The sequence below is a fragment of the Ornithinibacillus salinisoli genome (genome assembly GCF_042684965.1).
GTDB lineage: Bacteria > Bacillota > Bacilli > Bacillales > Amphibacillaceae > Ornithinibacillus > Ornithinibacillus salinisoli.
Map to the genome: position 1 here is coordinate 472831 of NZ_JBHUMI010000016.1, position 15817 is coordinate 488647.

Below are 15817 nucleotides of genomic sequence, written 5' to 3' on the forward strand. Positions count from 1 at the left end.
GAGAGGGATATAAATGAAAAACATTAAATGTGAATGTGGTCATGTGAATCCAGAAGGCACAGTTCTTTGTGAAGCATGCGGAAAACCGATTGAAGGTAATCAGCATATTGATGGAAATGAAAATAAAAAACTATTAAATATGCGGTACGACGGAACTGCTAGAAGGTCTCAAACATATAATCGTTCCATCATTGACAAGACGTGGAGTTTTTTCTCGTCTGTTAAAGTTGGGGTATGGTTAATCGTTTTAGCGTTGATCGCTTCTGCGTTAGGGACCATTTATCCACAAGAACAGTACATACCTGCTGAAGCAGTCTCACGTGATCCGGCAATATTTTATGAAGCGCAATATGGAATTTTAGGGAAAATATTTTATCAACTAGGTTTTCATAATCTATATAATTCATGGTGGTATTTAATTTTAATAGCATTAATAGGTGTATCTTTAGTAATTTGTAGTCTTGATAGATTTGTCCCATTGTATAAGGCATTAAAACTTCAAAAAGCAAAACGTCATAATTCTTTCCTAACAAGGCAAAGATTGTATAGTGAAACAGATGTGGTTACTGCTGAAGAGAAGCAGCGTGTCATTGATCGCCTAAAAGCTAATCGATACAAAGTTACCGAGGAAGATGGTCATATATTAGCTGAAAAAGGTAGATTTTCACGTTGGGGACCATATGTTAATCATATTGGTTTAATCATAATCTTGCTCGCAGCACTACTACGTTCTACACCTTTATTCTATACAAATGAATATGTTTGGGTTAGAGAAGGAGAACAAATAGTCGTTCCAGGTACAGATGGAGAGTATTATATCGAAAATAAGCGATTCATTATTGATATGTATGATAGCAATGATGAGCGATTCAAAGATGCTATAGCAAAAGAAGGTGGGATGATTGCAAGTAATTATCAAACCAATGCAGTGATTTATCAACGTAAAGAAGAAGCTGTTGTAGGCTCTGAGTCAGATCTCGATAAAATAGTCGAAGATGAAATTCGCATGAATCATCCGTTAGAATTTGATGGGTATAAGGTGTATCAGTCAGGGTATCAATTAAATGAGTTTAAGAGTATGACATTTAAAATTCATGAAACAAATGATGATGAAGAGGTTGCGCTTGATTCATTTACGATTGACTTAGCCTCGCCAAAAGCAGAGTATGAATTAGATAATGGTTTTCGTGTGAAGGTAGACCAATATTTTCCCGATTATTATCTAGATGATGATGGTATCCCTAAGTCTGAAACAAATTACCCAAGAAACCCAGCCTATGTGTTTCTTGTTTATCCTCCAAATGAAGATAAAGCAGAAGTGAGTTTTGTGGGAATAGGTAGAAATATTGATGCTACTGGTGCCAATCAATATAAACTAGGGATTGAAGATTTTGAAATGACCAATGTGAGTGGATTATCTATACGAAAAGATCATTCACTACCATTCTTTGGATTAGGTGCACTCATCTTTATGATTGGTGTTATTCAAGGAATGTACTGGCAACATAGAAGAATATGGATCCGTCCTACTCAAACTGGTATTATGCTTGCTGCTCATACAAATAAAAATTGGTTTGGTATTAAAAAAGATATTGAAAAAGCAATTGAGAATACAAATATTGGCATAGTCGATGACCAGCAAGAGTTGGATAAATAAGGAGGATGTTTTATGGGAGATCTACTGAGTATCAGTAGCACAATGCTATATACGGCATTTATACTATATTTAATTGCGACCTTTTTCTTCGGTTTTACAATTAGGGATAAACATACAACTAACGGTCAACCAAAAGGATTAGCAAGCAAGTTAGGCATTACCTTAACCATTATTGGTTTTATAGCTCAAATATGCTATTTTATTACGAGATGGATCGCTAGTGGTCATGCACCAGTAAGTAATTTATTTGAGTTTATGACCTTCTTTGGTATGACGATTGTATTTGCATTTGTTATTTTATACTTTATTTATAGAGTTACTGTGCTCGGGTTATTCGCTTTACCCGTGGCAATGATTATCATTGCCTATGCAAGTATGTTCCCAACAGATATAGCACCTTTAGTTCCTTCCTTACAAAGTCATTGGTTATATATTCATGTAACTACGGTATCATTGGGACAAGGGATTTTAGCGATTAGTTTTGTAACGGGTGTTATCTATTTAATCAAACATATCGATCAATCATCAATTAATCTAAAGAATGTTAGTCTGGAGCTTGTCTTATATTCCTTAGTATTATTTATAGGATTTATTGTTATAACAACGACATTCAATGCAATGGATTATAATGCTACATTTGAATATAAAAACGGTAGTCGAACACTTACGGCAGAATATCACTTACCAGCTATAGCCTCGCCTAACGATAGTACGTTAATTAGTGAAGGTGTCATGACTCCATGGTTTGAAACGCCTGGATGGATGCATGGCGCAGATGCAGGAAGAAAGTTCAATACGTTAATTTGGTCATTTATAACCGGAACGGTAATCTACGGCCTTCTGTTATTAATATTGAGAAAGCGAATTGGTGCAGCAATACAACCTTTATTAAATAATGCTAAACTTGATTTACTAGATGAAATAACCTATCGATCTGTAGCTATTGGATTCCCGGTGTTTACATTAGGAGGACTAATTTTTGCATCAATATGGGCCCAAGAAGCATGGGGAAGATTTTGGGGTTGGGATCCAAAAGAAGTATGGGCTTTAATTACGTGGTTCTTCTATGCAGCCTTCTTACATTTACGACTTTCACGTGGTTGGCATGGTGAAAAATCTTCTTGGCTTGCAGTTGGGGGATTTGCGATTATTATGTTTAATCTTATCGCAGTAAACCTTATTCTAGCTGGTCTTCACTCATACGCTTAGAAATAATGGAAAACATGGCATTTTAATAGAGAAGGTGTCGTGTTTTTCTTATACTTATACCTTTGATTTGTTTATACTATACCTAGGATTTATGAAGGGGGATCTGACATGGAAGTGAAAGCGAAAGTGTTAGTAGTTGATGATGAGGAAAGAATTCGTCGGTTAATACGGATGTATTTAGAGCGTGAGGATTTTATCGTTGAAGAGGCAGATAATGGAACGGATGCATTGGAGCTAGCTTTGAATAATGACTATGATGTCATTTTACTAGACATTATGATGCCTGAAATGGATGGTATTGAAGTGTGTCAAGAATTAAGAAAAGAAAAAAACACGCCAGTCATAATGCTAACTGCAAAAGGTGAAGAGGCTAATCGTGTGCAAGGATTTGAGGTAGGTACAGATGATTATATTGTAAAGCCTTTTAGTCCAAGGGAAGTTGTGTTACGGGTGAAGGCAATACTTAGAAGGTCAACTGCAACATCTTATAATGAAGCAGATGCACAAACGAAGAATTTACTTGTATTTCCTCATCTAACAATTGACCATGATGCACACCGTGTCACTGCAGATGGCGTTGAGGTGAGTCTAACACCGAAGGAGTACGAATTGCTTTGCTTCTTAGCAAAGGCTCCTGATAAAGTATTTAACCGTGAGCATTTGTTAAAAGAAGTATGGCAATATGAATTTTTTGGGGATTTACGTACTGTGGATACACATGTGAAACGGTTACGTGAAAAGCTTAATAATGTGTCCAAACAAGCCGCAAAAATGATCGTAACTGTTTGGGGAGTAGGATATAAATTTGAGGTAGATGATGTATAATGTTTTGGCGTAGTGTAGTAGGGAAACTAGCAATAACAATTCTTTTGCTAGTTTCTTTTGTATTATTTATATTAACAGTTTTACTATTAGAGTTTTTTGAGAACTTTCATATTCAAGAAGCCGAGAATGATATGATGCAAACTGCAACAAAGGTTTCGGTTATGGTTGAAAATCATGAGGATAAATCATTGATATATGAGACGACAGAAAGGGTAAAAGATACAGCAAGTCAGGTTGTAATTGCCTTTCCAGATGGCTCAATTTGGTTTTCATCAAGTAGTGAAGCGAGTTTAGCTTATTTGAATGAAAAATGGTTAAACGAAGAAGGGTATATACAGCAAGTTTTATCAAACAAACAAAAAGTTCAGGAACAAATTGATATACCTGAAAGTGAACAAGGAGCCATTGTAGTTGGTCATCCGATTGATAATGAGAATGCAGCAGTATTCGTTTATCAGTCTTTAGAGGTTGTGGATCAGACAAAAGCGGAAACAACTAAAATCATCTTTTTAGCAGCTGGAATAGCCATTGTCTTAACTACTATATTTGCTTTTTTCCTGTCAACAAGAATAACTTCTCCTTTAATAAAAATGCGAGAAGCTGCACTAGATTTAACAAGAGGAGAATTCAATACAAAGGTTCCAATATTAACTTATGATGAAATAGGCGAGTTAGCGATGGCATTCAATCGTATGGGTAGACAATTGAAATTCCATATTAACGCACTACATCAGGAAAAGGAACAGTTATCTAGTATAGTTCGTTCCATGGCAGATGGTGTTGTAACCTTAAGTCGTAATGGCGAAATGATTGTAATTAACCCTCCAGCTGAACGATTTTTAGAAGATTGGTATTTCGAGAAGAATGAAGCGGGTAATGGGAAGGATCGAAAGTTACCGTCTGAATTAAATAGTATTCTGCAAGATGTAATACAAGGTGAAAAAGAAATTTTAGAAGAGATTAGTCTCCAAGGTAGAAGTTATGTCATGATAATGACTCCACTCTACGATCAATCTTATGTACGAGGGGCAGTTGCGGTTATTCGTGACATGACAGAAGAGCGTCGATTGGATAAGTTGAGAAAAGATTTTATTGCAAACGTTTCTCATGAGCTGAGAACACCGATTTCGATGCTTCAAGGATACAGTGAGGCAATTGTTGATGATATTGCTGAGAGCAAGGAAGAGAAAAATGAACTGGCACAAATCATATACGAGGAGTCATTGCGATTAAGTCGACTTGTTAATGAACTATTAGATCTTGCGCGAATGGAAGCTGGTCATATTCAATTAAGTAAAACAACCGTAGATGTGGAACCATACGTTTCTCGGATTATTAGAAAATTTAAAGGAATAGCAGAAGATAATAATGTAAGACTTGAACTGGATAAGAATATTCAATTCTCTACTGTCGTTTGTGACCCAGATAGAATAGAGCAGGTTTTTACTAACTTAATCGACAATGCAATCCGTCATACAGATGAAGGAGGATTTGTGAAAGTATCCATCGATATTACAAGTTCTGAATGTAGTGTATCTGTAAATGATAGTGGAAGTGGTATTCCGGAAGAGGATTTACCATTTGTATTTGAAAGGTTTTATAAAGCCGATAAATCTCGTACAAGGAATAAAAAGCAAAAAGGAACGGGACTCGGTTTAGCAATAGCAAAGAATATTATCGATGCGCATCACGGTAAAATTACGGTAAATAGTAAATTAAATGTAGGTACAACCTTTAATTTCAAATTGCCAAATGATGCAAGCTAATTTGTGTTTTGTGTTAAGTATGATAAGATAATTTATAGAATTGAATACAGTATTAGATAATGGTGATTTACTTAATAGGGAATCTAGTGAAAATCTAGAACTGTCCTCGCAACTGTAAGTGAATACGAAATAAGCAATACCACTATATGTTACATATGGGAAGGGCTTAGAGTAGGTTAAGTTCATAAGTCAGTAGACCTGCCAATATCTAAATGTGTCAATGATCCCGGGGATAGGACTATTGAGGCGACCGAACAACATTATATTTGTGTCGATTGTCTAATGCTAACTCTATCATTGAGTTAGCTTTTTTAGTACTTGAATCCTTAATCGAAATATATAGGAGGATGGAATATGAGTAAGTGGGTTTTACGAATTGCTACATTACTTTTCGTGCTTGGTTTTGTAGCTGGATGTGGAAATGAGAATCCCAGTGGAGACAACGGAGATGCTAATGTCGCTGACGGAGAAGAGTCAGTTGAAATTTTAATTTCCAAAGATGAAGGTGCAGAAGTCATTACTAAGGAAGAAATATCCATTGAGGAAGGTGATATTCTTATGGAAGTAATGAAAGAACACTTTGATGTTGAGGAAGATGGTGGATTTATAACTTCGATTGAAGGTATCTCACCTGAAGAAGGCGAACAAAAAGCTTGGATGTATTTTATTAATGGTGAGAGTGCATCAGTTGGTGCAAATGAGTATGAATTAACACCAGGAGAAGAAATTAATTTTGATTTGCAAGCGTGGTAATTTGAAGTGAACACATACAAGTTAACATTACTTGCTTTGTTAGCTGCAATCGCGGTTGTTGGGAGAATTACCCTATCATTTGTTCCAAATATTCAACCAGTTACATCCATGGTTATTATATGCGGTATAATACTTGGTCCTGTTGCAGCAGTACTATTAGGGTTACTTACTACTTTTTTATCAAATATGTTACTTGGTATGGGAATTTGGACAATTTGGCAAATTGTATCATGGGCGATCATTGGGATTGTTAGTGGGTTAATAGGTAAAACGAAAAAAAGTATTCCATTATATGGTATCGTGTTATTTTCAATACTAAGTGGTTATTTTTACGGTTTCGTCATATCTTTGACCCAATATCAAATTACAGGTAAGTTTTTACCTTATTATCTAGCAGGGTTACCATATGATACATATCATGCTATTGGAAATGCATTTTTTATTACGATGATTTATCCAGTCTTAACTTATTTCATGAAAAAATATGCTAATGATCATTTTTGAACACAATGATGCTAGAACATAACTAAAACTTTCCACAGGGAACGCGAAGAGGCAAAGAGGATACATGGATAGGAGAAGTATGGAAACGGACAATGCTTCCCTTATTTGTGACCAAATTGGGTAATAAAGGGGGGGAAGGACATCTGTTCCGTTATTAACCGGAATGACAGATATTCTGGTACGAATTAGAGCAAATAACGTACTTGATGTCCGATTACATTGTCAAATGAGATTATTTTACGAAATAACGTACGCCATGTCCGCTCCGCTAAACCCCTACTCCAAGCGAAGACGATAAGACCCAAAGAAGCGAGGGAACTACTTGCGTAAACCTCTTTTTCCCTTGCGTCGTGGAATCCTAGTGCGAAGCATTACTAGAAGATGCAGGCGCAATTGTTTAGCACTATGCTTCGCATTTTATATATGATTAGCAACAAAGTATACGAAAACACTCTCAAAGAAAAATCCTAACTAATTCGAATTGAATTAGTTAGGATTTTTCTTTGACTAAAACACTTTTGTCACAGCCTCTTTGTGTTATAATTTAATTATTATTTTTCTTCAAATTTCAATGGATCACCATGAAATGGTTTTTCTGATATTTTTAGAGAATCACTGGGACATCCTTCAAAAGCATCTATCACATCTTCTTGAAGAGATTCTGGAATATTTTTATTTCCTTGGTTATTATCAATAACAACGTATGCGAGACCCTCATCATCGTAATCATATATTTCTGGTGCTGCTGCACCACATGCACCACATGCAATACAAGTATCTTTATCGATAATCGTATAGTTAACAGTCAACGAAAAGCCTCCTAGTAAATAAATTCCTCATAGTTATTGTAAATCGGTATGATTAACATTTCAATAGACAATATCATGGTATCATATAATTAAGTTATTTAGAGAGTTAGAGGTGATATTAATTGTGTATATAGAATTTTTTATTCTAAAAAGTGGATTACATTTGCAAGGGGAACGCACAATCTCTGGAATCTATCATTTGTTGAAAGGAAAAAAATCGATACAGTCTATACACGATGCAAGGATGTTCCAAATAGAGAAAGTATATGGTTTATATCCTAACTTACATAAAGAATTTTTTGATAAGAAAGTCAAAGAGTTAAATAAAAACGAATTGATATCATTTGAGACAAATTCGGAAGAAATATTTCGCCTTACAAATGCTGGAAAACAATGGTTAAATCAACATGACAACATAATACCTTATTCTTACTTTAATGGTCTGAAATACAGTAGCATAAGTCCCATCTTTTATGAACGCTTATTATTACTAATTCAAACTTTAACGAATAGTAATAAGAAAAACTTTTCATTTATTCCCATCGTTGATAAAGTAGCAGTTACAAGTTGGGTAAAAAATTATTATCGAAAAACGAAGAGGGATAATCAAACATTGTTGCATCATTTATACCATGATATTTCTTCTATTTTACAACAAATAAAACCGACAGAAGCAGCCATATTTGTTGATCGTTTAACTGGGTACAAATATTACGGAATGAGTATTGATCAGCTTGCCAATAAGTATAGCCTAGAGCCTGAAGATATTAGACTTTTGCTAGTAGGTATTATACATCAGATGTTACAAAGAATTGACAATAATAAAGATAACTACCGTATTTTACCGTTGTTGCTTACTGATTTGTCAGGAAATCATCTCATTACAAATACAGCAAAAAGAACGAAACAACTTTTAGATAGAAATTACAGCATTGACCATATAGCAAGGATACGAGGCTTGAAGGAAAATACCATACAGGATCATATCGTCGAAATTGCACTATATGATACTGATTTTCCAATTTATAATTATGTAGATAAGAAGGTCGAGAAAGAGATCGTAGCAGCTATAACACAATTAAAGTCATTTAAATTAAGAGAAATTAAACATGCGGTTCACGAAAATATAAGCTATTTTCAAATTCGGCTTGTATTATCGCAAACCGAATACCAACTAAAATAGGGGTATAAAATGATTGAAGAAATGAATTTAGAGCAGCAATTACTAAGGTATTTTAACTATTCATCATTTCGAAGTGGCCAAAAAGAAATAATTAAAGATGTCCTTAGCCAGAAAGATATATTAGGTGTATTGCCTACAGGATCTGGCAAATCAATATGTTATCAACTACCTGCAACATTACTTGATGGAGTTACTATCGTTGTTTCACCTTTGATTTCATTAATGGAGGATCAAGTAAAACAACTAAGGGCAACAAATTTTAAAGAGGTAGTTGCCATTAATAGTTTTTTAGAGCCTACAATCAGAAATAAAGTTATCCAACATATTAATCAATATAAATTAGTATATGTTTCACCCGAACTATTACAGCAAAAAGAATTGATTAATCGATTGAAAAAAATTAATATAAGTTTATTTGTTATTGATGAAGCACATTGTATTTCACAATGGGGGCATGAGTTTCGTCCTGATTATTTGAAGTTAAAACAGGTTATAAAGGAATTAGGCAGTCCAACAATTTTAGCGCTAAGTGCTACAGCTACCAAAACGGTACAAGAGGATATTTTGAAAGTATTAGATAAACCAAATATTGTGAAGCATATCTATCCAATGGATCGTAATAATATTACCTTGACCGTAAAAGAGGTAGTGGATAACCAGGAAAAAATAGAAGTTATATTAAATGTCCTATCTACATATCGTGTGCCGACATTAATTTACTTTTCAAGTAGGCAAGTAGCAGAACAAGTCTCAAGTATTTTATCGCATAAGATTCCCACTCTTCGGATTGCTTTTTATCATGGTGGAATGGAACAAATCGATAGAATCACCATTCAACAACAATTTATGAGTGACCAACTTGATGTAATTTGTTGTACGAGCGCCTTTGGAATGGGTATTAATAAAAACAATATTCGTTTGATAATCCATTATCATTTCCCACCACAAATAGAATCTTATATTCAAGAGATTGGACGGGCTGGTAGAGATGGGGGTTCAAGTGTAAGTTTGTTATTATACGCGAAACGCGATGAATATATCCCTTGGCATATGATACAGAAGGAATTACCTTCTGAAGAGCAATTACGGTCATTTTTTGACTTGTTACGTAATCAACATATTACTATGGGAGAGCATGCAGATATTGATTATATAAGTGAACAAATAGAATTAAATGAAACACAGCGGAAATTTATACACTACCAACTAGAAAATCATGATATGATTGAAAATAACATAATAAAATTGGAAGAAAAATATTGGGAAGAATTATTTTATAAAATAAATTATTATCGAAAAGATCGCTCTTATGTAAAAGAAAATAAAATAAAAGAAATAGTTTCCTGGATGAACTCGAAGGAATGTTTACGAGAAAACTTATATCGTAAATTTCAAGATTCCTATTCTGAACCAATTGAACAGTGTTGTAGTAACTGTGGTTTTTCCTTTCAACACTGGAAGCCTGAACAAGTGAAAATAGTAACAGATGATAGTGGAAATTGGGAGAATAAATTGAGAAAGCTATTGTTATTAGGAGAAACGGATGAAACAGTCAGAAGTAATTCAACAGCTAACAAATAAGGATTTAAAAAAGTCTTTAGTCCTATCCCAAGTGTTATTCCTTTTATTAGCCTTAGTATTGAGTTTGTTTCTGTTTGAAAGCTTTTTCGATTGGTTTAGCTATTTTCATTGGAAGCCGAAGGAAATACTACTATATGGTGTTGCTTCCGGTATGATCGTTGTATTCATTGATATCATCCTTATACATGTATTTCCAAGTCGATATTATGATGATGGTGGGATTAATAAGCGAATATTTAGTAGTTTATCTTTCTATGAGATTGTTTATGTAACACTGATCATTGCTATCGCGGAGGAACTTCTATTCCGAGGTGTGATTCAGACAACTTTCGGTTATTTTATTGCAAGTACTATTTTTGCTATTGTTCATTTTCGTTATCTAAAAAAACCAATTTTATTGGTTTCTATTATACTTGTTAGTTTTTTTATCGGGTATTTATTCGAATTAACAGAAAATCTAGTTGTAACAATTACTTCACATTTTTTCATAGATTTTTTATTAGGACTATTCATTCGTTATAATGGGTGGAGGGAAGAGTAAAATGAGTAAGATTACTAATGATAAGCAAGATCAAGCTGAGCAGCTACGTGCAATACTGTCTGAAATGCAAGAACAAGCTAATGCATCCAATAAAGAAAAAGAATACCATTCACCAAACAGGAACACAGAAGAAGAAAAACAGGACGAAATAGATATATTAAATTTACCTCCACGAAAAGAGATACATAAAAATAAAAAAAGTGGTATACAATGGAAAGTAAGCAGACCACTTATTCGTTTTCTATTCGTTAGTTTGATTATTGCTGGAATCGTTGTCTGGGTAATTTGGAGCGAAGAAATCATATCCTTCTTTCATCTTTAACTGTATTATGTACATAACAAATAGCCACGCTACGTGTGGCTATTTATTTGGCTCTTTTTAAATAGCTTGTTACTATAGCTATCAATTACGAAGTAACAGCAACGGATTCAGCAAAGGAAGTATAATTGGCTAAGAAAAAGAAATGGATGGAAACTGACTATCGCTCCTTTTTTGTGACAAAGTAAGTTAAATAGGATACTAAAGCTAAAGGGCGTCTGTTCCGTTATAAACCGAAAAGACAGGTATTATCATACGAGTTATTCCGTTAAACGTACTTCTAGTCCAAACAGTTTCAAATGGAGTTACTTTATGAAATGATGTACTCCATATCTGCTCCGTTAACCCTTCATTGTACGAAGCCGATGAACTACACCTTCCTAGGTCACCTCGTCTTCTAGTTTTGTCTGGTTCATTGGGATACATAACAACTTATAAGAAAACAGCCTTTATTTATATTGGGGCTAGGGCTACACCATATGGATAAAGGGAGATGAATACTTTGATTTATATCTTTTTAATAATTATTATGGTGTTTAGTATCTTCTATATGATTTATAGGGCGCATCATGACCATGTTGATTATCGCTCCATTAATGATAGCAGATTACCGGATTCATTCAATGATTTAACCATTTTTTTTATAGCTGATATACATCGGCGAACGATTCGTCAGGAAACCTTGAACAGTATAGGTAGTCATATCGATTTTGTGTACATAGGTGGAGACCTCACAGAAAAAGGAGTCCCTTTAGCAAAAACAAGGGAAAACATTAAAAGATTGAAACAATGGGGAAGACCTATTTACTTTGTAACGGGAAACAATGATTATGAGGTCAATATAAATGAGCTTTCCAAACTATTATTGGATGAAGGAATAACGATTTTAAATAACTCAACAATATACATAGAGAAAGAGAAGCATGTACTTTGTTTGACAGGTCTGGAATATAATCCTCTTGATGAGCCAAATGATGCGATCATATCCGAAAATGTGCAGGGGGATTATCGCATTTTATTGACACATTGTCCTTCTGACTTTTATGATCTTGATATAACCTCTCAGGATAAAGTTCATATGGTTCTTGCAGGGCATACTCATGGTGGTCAGATTCGTATTGGTCGAATGGGTTTATATAGTAAAGGTGGGTTACGAAAGGTTAGAAATACCCATGTTTTTATTACGGAAGGATATGGATATACACTATTACCTTTTCGTTTTGGAACAAGTGCTGAGTGCCACGTAATAACTTGGCATTCAGAAAAGGATACATATAATAAAGATGCGTAACCAATACGAGAGAAGTTCGTAAAAATATCTAAACAATGAACTTAAAATTGCATATACTATTATAAATTAAAGAATCACACAAAATGTGCCGATTATTGGAAAGTATTGAATTATAGGTCCAATTACTCGAAGTTTCATATAAACGGCCATTACTAAGGAGGATGCTGTGTGCGTATAGAAAGAATGTCTGAAAACCAATTTACGATCTTTTTAACATTTGATGATCTGGTAGAACGTGGTTTTACACAAGAAGATTTATGGTACGATGCAACAGGTGTCCGTAATTTATTTAGTGATATGATGTATGAAGCTAGTTCAGAGTTAGGCTTGGAGTTAGAAGGAAGGCTCCTTGTACAAGTTCATTTGATGCAAGCACAAGGGTTACACGTGATCGTAACACAAAAATTCGATAACATAGATTGGGATGAGGATTTCATTGAAATGAAAGTTACGTTAAATGAAAGTAAAGAACTAATCTTTTCTTTTGATGACATTGAGAATGTAATTCAAGTCGCCACTTATTTAACATCTTTATCCATTGAAGGTGGCCGTTTATTTTATATGAATGAAAAATATTATATGCTGTTACAAGCTGGTGAATTGAAGCATAATAGTAAAGAAGATGTTATAGCAGTTATGTCTGAATTCTCTACTCCAAGCATTGTTACCTCTTACCGTTTGATTGAGTATGGTAAGGTAATTATGCAATCGAACGCAGTTCAGCAAATAATGAAAGTTTTTAATTAATGTGACTATTGAATTATTGAGCAAGTCCCTTCCTAACGATTATATTTTGTAATGTATTGATGGACAGGGTGTATAATCGCTACAAATAACACGTATACAGTAAACGCTTACATGCAATAAAAAATTTATTACGAAATTAGATTATTTTTTATTGCATATTTATATTGAAAGTGTATACTAATCTCTGAGTACAGCAATAATAAAATATTTATTAGGTATTTTAGGAGGTAAATTCATGGTAGCCGATAAAGCAGCAGATTCTACCGAAATGAAAAACACTAAAATGGATGTATTACATTCAACACAAACTGTTGTAAAAACTGCGTTGGAGAAACTGGGTTACCCTGATGAAGTTTTTGAATTATTAAAGGAACCTGTTCGTATGATGACTGTTCGAATTCCTGTTCGAATGGATGATGGTTCCATCAAAATCTTCACTGGATATCGTTCACAACATAATGATGCGGTTGGTCCTACAAAGGGAGGAGTTCGATTTCACCCGGATGTTACGGAAAAAGAAGTGAAAGCCTTATCTATTTGGATGAGTCTAAAAGCAGGAATTGTTGACTTACCATATGGTGGCGGTAAAGGTGGAATTGTTTGCGATCCAAGAGAGATGTCCTTTCGTGAATTAGAAGGGCTAAGTAGAGGGTATGTACGAGCAATAAGTCAAATTGTTGGACCTACAAAAGATATACCTGCCCCTGATGTTTTTACTAATTCACAAATTATGGCATGGATGATGGATGAGTACAGCCGTATTGATGAATTTAATAGTCCAGGATTTATTACAGGTAAACCAATTGTACTTGGTGGTTCACATGGTAGAGAATCTGCAACTGCAAAGGGTGTCACAATCGCTATTAATGAAGCGGCAAAGAAAAAAGGTATTAATGTGGAAGGCGCTAGAGTTGTTGTCCAAGGATTTGGGAATGCAGGAAGTTTCTTATCTAAATTTTTGCATGATGCTGGTGCAAAAGTAGTAGGTATTTCGGATGCTTATGGCGGATTGCATGACCCAGAAGGCTTAGACATTGATTATTTATTAGATCGTAGAGATAGCTTTGGAACGGTTACAAAACTATTTAATAACACAATTTCGAATAAAGAATTGCTTGAATTAGATTGTGATATTCTTGTTCCGGCGGCAGTTGAAAATCAAATTACAGAGGAAAATGCTCATAAGATAAAAGCAAGTATTGTCGTTGAGGCTGCTAATGGACCTACGACCATGGAAGCAACGAAGATTCTGAGTGAACGAGGAGTCTTATTAGTTCCTGATGTATTAGCATCTGCAGGTGGAGTTACAGTTTCCTATTTCGAATGGGTTCAAAATAACCAAGGGTATTATTGGACAGAAGAGGAAATTGAGGCAAAACTTCACGATAAAATGACAAAGGCATTTGATACGATTTATCATACTTCACAAACGAGAAGAATTGACATGCGACTAGCTGCTTACATTGTTGGCGTAAGAAAAATGGCAGAGGCATCGAGATTCCGTGGATGGGTATAATATAATCATAATTTAAGAACCAAAAATATATGACGAAAAAACTCTTATCATGTATAGTTTAGATAAGAGTTTTTTTATGTTATAGATTGAAATAAAGGAAGTGCTTTAGAATGCAAAGAGAGAAAGTCATCATTGTAGGTGCAGGACCATGTGGTATGTCCTGTGCAATTGAATTACAGAAATATGGAATAGATCCCCTTATTATTGAAAAACAAAATATTGTAAATACAGTACATAATTTTCCAACCCACCAAACATTTTTTAGCTCTAGTGAAAAGTTGGAGATTGGAGAAATTCCATTTATTACAGAGAAACAAAAACCTACTAGAAACCAAGCATTGGCCTACTATCGATCGGTTGCAGATAGAAAGCAATTAAGAATTAATTCTTTTGAAAAAGTACTAGGAGTAAAGAAAAGTGGACATCTTTTCGAAATTACTTCGGAACTCCCACATCATGAGAAAAAGCAATATTCAGCTGATCATGTTATCATTGCAACAGGTTATTATGATCAGCCGAACACAATTGAAGTTCCTGGTGAAGGTTTAAATAAAGTGATGCATTATTTTAAAGAAGCCCATCCTTATTTTAAGAAAGATATAGTTATTATTGGTGGCAAGAATTCGGCAATCGATGCCGCATTAGAACTAAATAAAGCTGGTGCTAATATTACGGTTTTATATCGTGGTGAGAATTATTCAACAAGTATTAAACCATGGATCCTACCTGATTTTGAATCATTAGTAAAAAAAGAAGTGATTCAAATGGAGTTTAATGCTCAAGTAGAAAAAATAACGGAGGACTACGTTTATTACAAAGTTAATGACGAACGCAAAAAAATTAACAATGATTTTGTTTTCGCGATGACTGGATATAAGCCAGATGTTACCTTTTTAAAAAGTATTGGGGTTACTATTGACCCTGAAAATGGTAAACCGTATTACAACGAGGATACGTTTGAAACAAATGTCAGTGAATTATATATAGCAGGTGTCATTGCTGCTGGATATAATAATAATAAGATATTTATTGAAAATGGCAGGTTTCATGCACATCATATTGCAAAGGCAATAGCTAAATAAAATATAAGGTAAAGTGTATTTAAAATACAACGTT

Annotated in this window: 15 protein-coding genes and 1 riboswitch; of the genes, 14 read left to right on the plus strand and 1 reads right to left on the minus strand. The window is 34.3% G+C overall.

Going from position 1 to position 15817, the window contains the following annotated elements; translation table 11 throughout:
- Positions 1–13 precede the first annotated feature (13 nt).
- From resB to ACFSTA_RS13105, 6 genes are all read left to right on the plus strand, one after another.
- On the plus strand, positions 14–1657 hold the full coding sequence (gene resB, locus ACFSTA_RS13080) for a cytochrome c biogenesis protein ResB (RefSeq protein ID WP_377557167.1): 1644 nt from the start codon (positions 14–16) through the stop codon (positions 1655–1657).
- A gap of 12 nt (positions 1658–1669) precedes the next feature.
- Positions 1670–2866 (plus strand): c-type cytochrome biogenesis protein CcsB, encoded by a 1197-nt coding sequence (gene ccsB / locus ACFSTA_RS13085; protein ID WP_377557169.1) that lies wholly within the window; start codon positions 1670–1672, stop codon positions 2864–2866.
- Positions 2867–2974: 108 nt separating this feature from the next.
- Positions 2975–3691: a response regulator transcription factor gene (locus tag ACFSTA_RS13090; protein WP_377557170.1), complete on the plus strand. Its 717-nt coding sequence runs from the start codon at positions 2975–2977 to the stop codon at positions 3689–3691.
- Positions 3691–5457, plus strand: coding sequence for an ATP-binding protein (locus ACFSTA_RS13095; protein ID WP_377557171.1), 1767 nt, complete (start codon positions 3691–3693; stop codon positions 5455–5457). Before ACFSTA_RS13090 ends, ACFSTA_RS13095 begins: the two co-directional genes overlap by 1 nt.
- Positions 5458–5500: 43 nt before the next feature.
- Positions 5501–5677: riboswitch (cobalamin riboswitch) on the plus strand.
- 134 nt (positions 5678–5811) lie between these two features.
- Positions 5812–6210, plus strand: a complete 399-nt coding sequence (locus ACFSTA_RS13100; RefSeq protein ID WP_377557173.1) for a DUF4430 domain-containing protein — start codon at positions 5812–5814, stop codon at positions 6208–6210.
- Positions 6211–6216: 6 nt separating this feature from the next.
- Positions 6217–6714, plus strand: coding sequence for an ECF transporter S component (locus ACFSTA_RS13105; protein WP_377557174.1), 498 nt, complete (start codon positions 6217–6219; stop codon positions 6712–6714).
- A 551-nt stretch (positions 6715–7265) separates the two neighbouring features.
- Here ACFSTA_RS13105 and ACFSTA_RS13110 read toward each other — a convergent pair.
- Positions 7266–7523 carry a ferredoxin gene (locus tag ACFSTA_RS13110; protein WP_377557175.1) on the minus strand — a complete coding sequence of 86 codons (258 nt, stop codon included), beginning with the start codon at positions 7521–7523 and terminating at the stop codon, positions 7266–7268.
- Between the two features lie 124 nt (positions 7524–7647).
- On the opposite strand from ACFSTA_RS13110, the gene ACFSTA_RS13115 reads away from it, so the two are divergent.
- The 8 genes from ACFSTA_RS13115 (at position 7648) to ACFSTA_RS13150 (ending at position 15783) form a co-directional block, all read left to right on the plus strand.
- Positions 7648–8706, plus strand: coding sequence for a helix-turn-helix domain-containing protein (locus ACFSTA_RS13115; RefSeq protein WP_377557176.1), 1059 nt, complete (start codon positions 7648–7650; stop codon positions 8704–8706).
- Between the two features lie 9 nt (positions 8707–8715).
- Entirely contained in the window at positions 8716–10287 is a 1572-nt protein-coding gene (locus ACFSTA_RS13120) for a RecQ family ATP-dependent DNA helicase (RefSeq protein ID WP_377557177.1), read from the plus strand.
- Positions 10250–10828, plus strand: a complete 579-nt coding sequence (locus tag ACFSTA_RS13125) for a CPBP family intramembrane glutamic endopeptidase (RefSeq protein ID WP_377557179.1) — start codon at positions 10250–10252, stop codon at positions 10826–10828. Before ACFSTA_RS13120 ends, ACFSTA_RS13125 begins: the two co-directional genes overlap by 38 nt.
- 1 nt (position 10829) lies before the next feature.
- The gene (locus tag ACFSTA_RS13130; protein WP_377557180.1) at positions 10830–11150 is read left to right on the plus strand and encodes a hypothetical protein; all 321 of its coding nucleotides are present in this window, start codon (positions 10830–10832) and stop codon (positions 11148–11150) included.
- 499 nt (positions 11151–11649) lie between these two features.
- On the plus strand, positions 11650–12438 hold the full coding sequence (locus ACFSTA_RS13135) for a metallophosphoesterase (RefSeq protein WP_377557181.1): 789 nt from the start codon (positions 11650–11652) through the stop codon (positions 12436–12438).
- 168 nt (positions 12439–12606) lie between these two features.
- Positions 12607–13185: a genetic competence negative regulator gene (locus ACFSTA_RS13140; protein WP_377557182.1), complete on the plus strand. Its 579-nt coding sequence runs from the start codon at positions 12607–12609 to the stop codon at positions 13183–13185.
- Between the two features lie 235 nt (positions 13186–13420).
- Positions 13421–14701 (plus strand): Glu/Leu/Phe/Val family dehydrogenase, encoded by a 1281-nt coding sequence (locus tag ACFSTA_RS13145; RefSeq protein ID WP_377557183.1) that lies wholly within the window; start codon positions 13421–13423, stop codon positions 14699–14701.
- Between the two features lie 110 nt (positions 14702–14811).
- Entirely contained in the window at positions 14812–15783 is a 972-nt protein-coding gene (locus ACFSTA_RS13150; protein WP_377557184.1) for a YpdA family putative bacillithiol disulfide reductase, read from the plus strand.
- Positions 15784–15817 lie beyond the last annotated feature (34 nt).

Excerpts from the sequence above, each read along its gene's own strand:
- resB (WP_377557167.1), top strand. The coding sequence starts at position 14 with ATGAAAAACATTAAATGTGAATGTGGTCATGTGAATCCAGAAGGCACA.
- ccsB (WP_377557169.1), top strand. The coding sequence starts at position 1,670 with ATGGGAGATCTACTGAGTATCAGTAGCACAATGCTATATACGGCATTT.
- ACFSTA_RS13090 (WP_377557170.1), top strand. The coding sequence starts at position 2,975 with ATGGAAGTGAAAGCGAAAGTGTTAGTAGTTGATGATGAGGAAAGAATT.
- ACFSTA_RS13095 (WP_377557171.1), top strand. The coding sequence starts at position 3,691 with ATGTTTTGGCGTAGTGTAGTAGGGAAACTAGCAATAACAATTCTTTTG.
- ACFSTA_RS13100 (WP_377557173.1), top strand. The coding sequence starts at position 5,812 with ATGAGTAAGTGGGTTTTACGAATTGCTACATTACTTTTCGTGCTTGGT.
- ACFSTA_RS13120 (WP_377557177.1), top strand. The coding sequence starts at position 8,716 with ATGATTGAAGAAATGAATTTAGAGCAGCAATTACTAAGGTATTTTAAC.
- ACFSTA_RS13125 (WP_377557179.1), top strand. The coding sequence starts at position 10,250 with ATGAAACAGTCAGAAGTAATTCAACAGCTAACAAATAAGGATTTAAAA.
- ACFSTA_RS13130 (WP_377557180.1), top strand. The coding sequence starts at position 10,830 with ATGAGTAAGATTACTAATGATAAGCAAGATCAAGCTGAGCAGCTACGT.
- ACFSTA_RS13145 (WP_377557183.1), top strand. The coding sequence starts at position 13,421 with ATGGTAGCCGATAAAGCAGCAGATTCTACCGAAATGAAAAACACTAAA.
- ACFSTA_RS13150 (WP_377557184.1), top strand. The coding sequence starts at position 14,812 with ATGCAAAGAGAGAAAGTCATCATTGTAGGTGCAGGACCATGTGGTATG.